Genomic DNA, 1,122 nt, shown 5'->3' on the forward strand with positions numbered 1-1,122 from the left:
CTTATCCAATCGTTCTCCTCATGTTTCCAGCTTTTATACGGATTTAACACCGCATCATTCAATGCATCTAAAAACCTATAAACGTTTCTTTAATTTTTCATGAGGATAAAGAAGAATGAGATATAAATTAAGACTTGATAATAACGATCAAGAAGAACAAATATTCACTAAGATTCAAGAAGTTAAAAAATTACTTGGTGAGGGACATCTTGATTTGAGTTTCAATAATCTTGGAGCAAAATCAGAGAACGAACTGGCTATTCTATTAGAGATTCTCAAAGAGCCCGCGATAACACAGCTTGATTTGCAAGGAAATTTCTTGGGGAAAAAAACAGGCATAATGGGTACCGTATTAGGTGGTCTGAAAGATTCCAAGCTAACACATCTTGATCTAAGCTGTAATGAGCTTTGGAAAAAATCAAGTACTGAGCTGGCCAACATATTCAGCGCCTTGAACACTTCCAGAATCTCCCATCTTAATTTAGGTAGGAATGAGCTTTGGAAAAAATCAGCCACCGGGCTAGCCACCATGTTAGCTGCTCTAAACAACTCTGGAGTAACCCATCTTGATTTGGGGGGGAATTATCTTGGACGAAAATCAGCCACTGAGCTCGCCACAATTTTCACTACTCTGAAGAACTCTGGGATAACACATCTTGATTTGAGCTGGAATGATCTTTATAAAAAATCAGGCACTGAGCTAGCCACCATGTTCGCTGCTCTAAACAACTCTGGGATAACCCATCTTGATTTGCGTTGGAATTATCTTTATAAAAAACCAGACACTGAACTGGCCATCATATTCGATGCCCTGAAAGACTCTGGGGTGACTCATCTTGATTTGCGTGAGAATCGCATTAAGGAAGTATCAGATGTCCAACTGTATACCATCTTTGCGGCAATTCCAGAGAATATCACCTCAGTTTGTTTTGATTATTCTGAGTTAAAAAAGATGACGCAAGCCCAACGGCAGGCCATTCAAGCCCGCTTTCCCAATGCAAAAAATATCATTTTACGCGATGAGAATAACAAAAAATTAAAACCCGAATTGAACATCGCAGATGCCAGGGCTTACAGAGAGCTCGGATTTAATACATCCGTTCCCTCCTTATTCAATATTTC

At 39.2% G+C, this 1,122-nt stretch carries 1 protein-coding gene; it reads left to right on the forward strand.

The window, feature by feature from the left end; translation table 11 throughout:
• Positions 1–115: 115 nt before the first annotated feature.
• Positions 116–1,122, forward strand: a 1,007-nt coding sequence (locus tag Lste_RS00925; RefSeq protein ID WP_193393368.1) for a leucine-rich repeat domain-containing protein, incomplete at its 3' end; no start/stop codon positions are given.

This window comes from Legionella steelei (genome assembly GCF_001468005.1).
GTDB lineage: Bacteria > Pseudomonadota > Gammaproteobacteria > Legionellales > Legionellaceae > Legionella > Legionella steelei.